General features: G+C 51.6%; 9 protein-coding genes and 1 pseudogene. 7 read left to right on the top strand and 3 right to left on the bottom strand.

The genetic code is table 11. From position 1 onward, the window contains the following. The 3 genes from J3350_RS13730 to J3350_RS13720 form a co-directional block, all read right to left on the bottom strand. The coding region (locus tag J3350_RS13730) for a relaxase/mobilization nuclease domain-containing protein (RefSeq protein ID WP_207687005.1) at positions 1-928 on the bottom strand (928 nt) is incomplete at its 3' end. After that, a complete protein-coding gene (locus tag J3350_RS13725) occupies positions 900-1,334 on the bottom strand; it encodes a plasmid mobilization relaxosome protein MobC (protein ID WP_005934538.1) in 435 nt (144 codons plus the stop codon). The genes J3350_RS13730 and J3350_RS13725, both read right to left, overlap by 29 nt. A gap of 892 nt (positions 1,335-2,226) precedes the next feature. After that, positions 2,227-2,628, bottom strand: a complete 402-nt coding sequence (locus tag J3350_RS13720) for a hypothetical protein (RefSeq protein ID WP_242700301.1) — start codon at positions 2,626-2,628, stop codon at positions 2,227-2,229. 25 nt (positions 2,629-2,653) lie between these two features. On the opposite strand from J3350_RS13720, the gene J3350_RS14100 reads away from it, so the two are divergent. From J3350_RS14100 to J3350_RS14095, 7 genes and pseudogenes are all read left to right on the top strand, one after another. Further along, positions 2,654-2,779, top strand: a complete 126-nt coding sequence (locus J3350_RS14100; protein ID WP_005927484.1) for a hypothetical protein — start codon at positions 2,654-2,656, stop codon at positions 2,777-2,779. 202 nt (positions 2,780-2,981) lie between these two features. Further along, positions 2,982-3,596, top strand: a complete 615-nt coding sequence (locus J3350_RS13715) for a class I SAM-dependent methyltransferase (RefSeq protein ID WP_005927487.1) — start codon at positions 2,982-2,984, stop codon at positions 3,594-3,596. Position 3,597: 1 nt separating this feature from the next. Next, a complete protein-coding gene (locus tag J3350_RS13710; protein WP_097784008.1) occupies positions 3,598-4,206 on the top strand; it encodes a class I SAM-dependent methyltransferase in 609 nt (202 codons plus the stop codon). A 9-nt stretch (positions 4,207-4,215) separates the two neighbouring features. Next, on the top strand, positions 4,216-5,079 hold the full coding sequence (locus J3350_RS13705; protein ID WP_005927492.1) for an MBL fold metallo-hydrolase: 864 nt from the start codon (positions 4,216-4,218) through the stop codon (positions 5,077-5,079). Continuing rightward, the gene (locus J3350_RS13700; RefSeq protein WP_207687004.1) at positions 5,076-5,777 is read left to right on the top strand and encodes an L-2-amino-thiazoline-4-carboxylic acid hydrolase; all 702 of its coding nucleotides are present in this window, start codon (positions 5,076-5,078) and stop codon (positions 5,775-5,777) included. Before J3350_RS13705 ends, J3350_RS13700 begins: the two co-directional genes overlap by 4 nt. Positions 5,778-5,879: 102 nt before the next feature. Then, positions 5,880-6,044: pseudogene (locus J3350_RS14050) on the top strand (class I SAM-dependent methyltransferase); the annotation flags it as partial. Further along, positions 6,041-6,161 (top strand): ketopantoate reductase family protein (locus J3350_RS14095; RefSeq protein WP_207686662.1); only part of this gene is annotated, 121 nt, incomplete at its 3' end. The pseudogene J3350_RS14050 and the gene J3350_RS14095, both read left to right, overlap by 4 nt.

Genomic DNA, 6,161 nt, shown 5'->3' with positions numbered 1-6,161 from the left:
TTTCTTTCAAGGTGGCAAGCACGAGTTCTTTCTCAAACTTGTCACCGAGGCTGTGCGCCCGGATAAACTTCTTTCTTCCGGCTGGCAGGTAGCTGAGCCGCCCACGGCTTTTCTTGACCGTGATGCCGTACTGCTGCAAGAGCCTGTCCGAGAAATCTTCAAAGCTCGCTGCATTGTCCAGCACATCCGAGATCTGTTTCCGCAAAGTCTCCTTTGCGGTTTCAAACTCCGTTTGTGTAGGCTGCTGTCCGGCGGCAAGCAGGGCAGCGTTTTCACGGTCGAGTTTCATTTGACTGCGCCGTTTCATCCAGTATTCACGCTCGCTCACACGCTTTTTCGAGCTGAGCAGGTCGATCTGGTACAGCTTGGCATCCTGACACATTTCCATGACTGCGACACGCAGGTGCCGCATGGTCTGGGCTGTGCTGGAATGCTTCATGCCCTCACGCCAGTCACGGGGCTTTTGCATATAGGGCTTGCGCTCCACTTCTCGTGTCCGGACGCTGCCGATCACGATGTGGACATGGATATTTCCCGAATGGTTGTGTCCGTCCGGGTGGGTGCAGACGATAGCAGGATGACCGGGAAAGTTCTCTTTGCAGAAGTTCAGGCCGAGGGCCTGTGCCTTTTCCATCGTCAGCCCATTTTCGGCTGCATCCCGCGGGTCGAAGCTGATGATATACTGGTGACTCTTGATGTCATCCGGGTGGTTGTTCTTGTCGTACTTCCGGTTTGCCAGCAGGCAGGCCATTGCAAACGAGGCTTCGCCGCATTCAAGGGTGTCCAGAATGTACGATTCCCGCAGCTTGGGTCTGCTCTGTTCATCCAGAATTTTCTTGCCGGAAAATTCATCGTGCTGGTAAACCAGATAGGTCTCAGCGGCAGAGTAGTCCGAATTTTTAGAGGCGATATGCTTCAGCGTTGCCATACAGTTTACCCAGAACTTTCTCGGCGTTGAGCCGGAAGGCAGTCAGGTCTGCAAGTTCGTCCAGAAGTTTCGCCCGGAGCTGTTCGGTGTCTGCTCCGCCGGAGTTGAAGTGTCGTGCGAGTTGGTTCAGGTTGCCGCCCACCCTGCTGCACTGGGCAAGCAGAGTGGAAACGGCAGTCAGGGTTTCTTCTCCGCCGCCGGCAACGACAACGGTGCGCTCGATCTTCGCATTGTGCAGCGCACGGCGGATGAGGGTGGACAGGGAGAGATGAAGGAGTTTTGCTGTGCATTGGAGTTCCATCTTTTCAGTTTCCGTCACACGGAACTTGATGATGTGCGTTTTGTTGTTCGGCGTGTCGTGGCGGTGGGTCGTGCTGGGTTTCGTTTTGACATTCGTTTTGTTCATTGAACCTCCTGTCGTTTCGCTAGCTCCTCGGTGGAGCTATGTAAGCACAACACGCCGTTCTTTCGCACCGCAAGGTGCGAATATGAGCAGGGTTTGGGGCAGGTACGCCCCAACAAGATCACATCAAAACTCGCAAGAGTTGCAGATGTGAAGTCCCGGTGGAGCACAACATTTTCAAGAATTGAAAATTTGTGGCCACGGGACGGTTCTTGCCCTCTACAACTGCGCTCAAAATCAACTCTCGACAAATGTTTCCGAATTGTTAAGACGCAAAAAATAAGTAGAGGGACTCTGCTCATGTAAGTGGGTCGCCGTTTGCTCCGAACGCAGTTCCTGCCCCTGTTTGTGTAGCGGCGTTGACGAAAAGTCGGTATCACGTCCGGTCGGCTTATGAAATTTTCAAGGTACGTTTCCCATAAAGAAAAATACCGCCCATGCAGCATAGCGATGGATTTTGTCGGGTGAAACAGCGGCAAAATGAATCGGGTGTGTTGCGGGGCGGTGAATTTTTCAGGGATAATCCACGGCGAGGCAGTGTTCAAAATGAACACGACCACATCTTGTGGAAAGGTTCAAACCAATCCACAAGAGCAGTGGGATTTACAAGAAAAATACCACTGTGTGTGAAAATCGTCAAGAGGGTTTTGAAAAATTTGTTGAAGTGAAGCAAGAAAAGTATGACACATCTTGTGGCTTTAGGAAAAAATACGCTATGTGAATCAGAACAAATCCCATTTTCTGTCTGCGGTAAATCCTTCTACTGCCAGCTGCAACAGGATGTTGCTTGTGCATTCAAGACGCAGACGGCAATAAAAACGGCAAGATCGCCTGCTGCCAAGTGACCTTGCCGTTTTGTACTGTATTTTGCTAAATCAGGCAGTTGCCCGCGACTTTACAACGCTACGTTGACCGGCAGAACATACACACCGTCGGCGGTGTAGTAGGTGATTTGAGTAACAGTCTTGCCGATGATGGAGGCAAGATAGGTCTCGTCCGTATTGAAGCCCAGCTCGGTGCCGCGCCAGATATTGGTCACATGATGCAGGCCATACTCGCTGCCATCGGCGGTGGTCAGCACTACGCCGTAGACCTTGTTGGCGCTGGTGTCCAGACCAAAACCGGAGAGCTTCATCTCGTAATTCGCGTGGCGGCCATTGGTGGTCAGCTCCACAGTAACACCCTCCACGGTAGTCTCGGTGGCGTGGACTTTGCCAAACTCCCACTTGCCGCTCAACAGGTTGTACCATGCGGTAATGTAGTAGGCAGGAGTCTCGCCGAGCTTATAGTACCGCAAAGCCCTTGACCTTTTTGCCGGAGCCATGCTGTATGTGGTGGTGGAGGAACTGATCCCGGAAATGTCGCAGGGACAGCACTCCAACGTTGGCACGGTACTTTTCGTGGTGGGCTTCAGCGTGATGATGGTGCTGGATGTGGCACTGGGGTAACGGTTGGGGGCTCCCGAAAGCGAAATCTCTTTCGGAATCTCCGAAAATGCCTAAACTTCTTGACAGAGGAGACGGCAGGGCGTATTATTTTGGCAGAAGGACCGTTGAGAAGCGGCTTTTTATAGGGTTGGAAGTTAGCTAAATCTAACTTATCGGTGCACGTGGTGGTTAGATAAATCTAACTATAAAAGGAGAGACAGCAATGCGAGCACGCAAGAATTTCTGGGACAGAAATGCAGGTCTGTATGACTGCTTTATGCGAAAAGACAGGATAGTATACGAAAAAATGTATGAGCTGATCTGTCCGGTCGTGAAAGACAAAACGGTGCTGGAGTTGGCTACCGGAACAGGGCTGATCGCCAAGCACATCGTAAAAGCAACGGCACACATCGAGGCGACGGATGCCTCTCCGGAAATGATTACAGAGGCCAAGCGGGGGAATTACTCTGCGAAACTGCATTTTTCCGTGCAGGATATGTTTTCTCTGCCATACTCGAGCAAATCATTCGATGTGGTAATCGTATCTAACGCACTGCACATCGTGCCGCAGCCAGAAAAATCACTGCGAGAAATCAAACGGGTGTTGAAGGATGACGGTGTGCTGATCGCGCCCACCTTTACTCACGCAGAAAACTCATTTCCCGGCAAGGTCAAAGCCTTTTTCATGAAGCTGGCAGGCTTTCCGCTTCACAGCAAGTGGACGAATGAGGAATACCTGAGTTTCCTGCATCAGAACGGCTGGGCAGTACGAAATAGTGTCGTTCTAAAGGCCTCTTTTCCGCTGACCTATACGGAATGTGTGAAATCGGAGGTGTGATATGTCCTTTTTTGAAAACACCCGAAAGCCCGTAGGCTTTGGCGGGAAGATCATGGTTGCTATGATGAACTTTGGACACAGCGCAATGGCAGAATGGGGGCTGCGCTTTTTAAAGCCTGCCCCGGATGCCATGGTGCTAGACTGCGGCTGCGGCGGTGGAGCGAACATTAAGACACTGCTGAAACTGTGCCCCAACGGCAAGGTGCAGGGCATCGACTACTCAGCTGTCAGCGTGGAAAAAACGCGAAAGGTCAATGCCAGAGCCATTGCGGCAGGACGGTGTACCGTGCAACAGGCAAGTGTGGCAGAACTGCCGTTTGAAGCGGAGCAGTTTGATGTGGTGACCGCCTTTGAAACGGTCTATTTCTGGCCGGAACTTGCGCAGAATTTCAGAGAGGTTTATCGAGTGCTGAAGCCCGGCGGGGTCTTTTTCATCTGCAATGAAGCAAACGGCGAAACAACAAAAGACGACAAATGGACGCAGATCATCGATGGCATGACCATCTATACGGACACTGCACTGAAAGAGTATCTGGAGCAAGCAGGATTTTGTAAGATCCAGAACCACAAAAATAAAAAGGGCTGGCTGTGCATCACAGCACAGAAATGAGGTGCGATCATGTCGAAAAAAGCAACGGAATTTCAAAGAAAAGCAATGAGCTGGATGTACCGGGGCAAGGAAATCTTCAAGCCTTTGAACACCGGCTGGATCGACGAGAATGTTGCCTGCGTGCGCGAATGGGTGGCGAACATCTTCTTCTACCGCAAAGGCGATACGACCATTATGGTCGATGCGGGATATAACTACGACCGCCTTGCCGAAAAAATGGGCTGGCTTGGGATTGATCCGAAGTCGATGCACCATATCCTTATCACCCATCAGGACACCGACCATGTGGGTGCGGTGGAAGCAGACAGTCCGGGGCTGTTCCGGAATGCGAAGCTGTACATCGGCGAGATCGAGAACCGGTATCTCACCGGCGAGGTGCGGCGAAAAGTCATCTATCATCTCTATAAATTGCCGCAGGTCACGATCAACAACGAAAAGGTACTGCTGCACGATGGACAGGTACTTGACATTGACGGCGTCAGGATCGAGTGTTTTCTGGTTCCCGGTCATACATGGGGACATATGGTCTACCTCATTGACGATAAGTACATTTTTATCGGCGACACGCTGTGGTTTGGCGCGGACGGCGGCTACAGTTTTATTTCTGCGCTGGCAGAGGATAACAAGCTGGCAGTGAAGTCTCTGACACTGCTGGAGAAAAAGCTGAAAAAACGCGGACTGCATCCGCTGTTCATTACCGGTCACACCGGCTGGACGGACAACATGGAGTTTGCCTTTGCGCACAAAAATGAGCTGTGCTCGCCCTTCAAGAAAAAAGTCCACGACCCATCGGCACCCTATGATGCCTACGACGAATCGGATGACACCGAAGAAAATGCAAAGAGCGGTTTTCTGAAAGGCGTGGGAAGATGAAGGACAGCGAATTACAAATTGACCATAGCTGCCATGTGCTATATTCCAAACCCTGCAAAAAGGAAATTCTGGCGAAAATCACTCTGCACTATCCGGAGGTGGAGCGCGAGGTGGTCTGGGAGCAGGTGCAGCTGAGATACGCAGAGCTTCTTTCCAAGTGGCGCACCGACCTCGGCGGTAAAAAGAATTTTCACAACGGCGTAGGCGGCACCTACGACTGCATCGCCATCATGTGCTTTTACGATGTGTGCCGGGATGTGGTCACATTCCGCGAAATGGAAGAGATAGAAGAAAATCTGATCCTGCCGTCCTTCCGGAAGCTGCGATTCGTTGACATCAACAAGCCATTCTGGAAAAAGCTGATGTATCGGGCATTCAGCACCGCCCAAAAGCACTGTGACACATGGCATGATTACGAGATGGATGTTGCGCCTTACGAAAACAGCAAGCCCATCTATTATGAATTTACGACGTGTCCGGCGGCGGAATTTGCCAAGCGGTTTGGATTTGCGGACATTATGCCCGCCCTGTGCAATGTGGACTATGCGTCCATGGAACTGCTCCATGCCAAGCTCGTGCGGACGACCACCTGCGTGGACGGCTGCCGATGCGACTATACCATCTGCGGCGATAAGGATCCATACGTAAAGGAACATCCCGAATACCGGGATGAAAACGGATACAGGAGGAATAAGTAATGCTTTTACAGGTGATTCTGGAAGGTCTTGGGCTGGGGGCACTGCTGGTTCTGGTCTGCGCTGCGGGCATCCGCAAAGGGGCTGTTGGGATGGTGCATCTTTACCCCATGGGACAACCGTTTGCGAGTATCCAGTCGGGGCTATATGTTAGGTTACAGCGACCTGAAAGACCCTTCCGTCAGCGGTTTTTTCCGGTTTCTCGCCAAGGTCGGTGACAACGGAATGAAAATGCAGATCGTGAAGATTGGATTTGGAGGCAAGCTATGAAAATTCTGGTATATGGTGCAGGCGTTCTGGGGTGCAATCTGGCAAGAAATCTGCTGCGCGCCGGAAAGGATGTCACTCTGCTTGCGCGGGGAAACTGGGCTGCGGAGATCAAGCAGA

The sequence above is a fragment of the Faecalibacterium sp. Marseille-Q3530 genome (assembly GCF_017377625.1).
GTDB classification, from domain to species: domain Bacteria; phylum Bacillota; class Clostridia; order Oscillospirales; family Ruminococcaceae; genus Faecalibacterium; species Faecalibacterium prausnitzii_E.
This window is presented reverse-complemented; position numbering and strand designations above follow the sequence as displayed.

Coding starts and splice junctions, on each gene's coding strand:
- J3350_RS13725 (WP_005934538.1), bottom strand. CDS start 1,334: ATGAACAAAACGAATGTCAAAACGAAACCCAGCACGACCCACCGCCAC.
- J3350_RS14100 (WP_005927484.1), top strand. CDS start 2,654: ATGCTGTATGTGGTGGTGGAGGAACTGATCCCGGAAATGTCGCAGGGA.
- J3350_RS13715 (WP_005927487.1), top strand. CDS start 2,982: ATGCGAGCACGCAAGAATTTCTGGGACAGAAATGCAGGTCTGTATGAC.
- J3350_RS13710 (WP_097784008.1), top strand. CDS start 3,598: ATGTCCTTTTTTGAAAACACCCGAAAGCCCGTAGGCTTTGGCGGGAAG.
- J3350_RS13705 (WP_005927492.1), top strand. CDS start 4,216: ATGTCGAAAAAAGCAACGGAATTTCAAAGAAAAGCAATGAGCTGGATG.
- J3350_RS13700 (WP_207687004.1), top strand. CDS start 5,076: ATGAAGGACAGCGAATTACAAATTGACCATAGCTGCCATGTGCTATAT.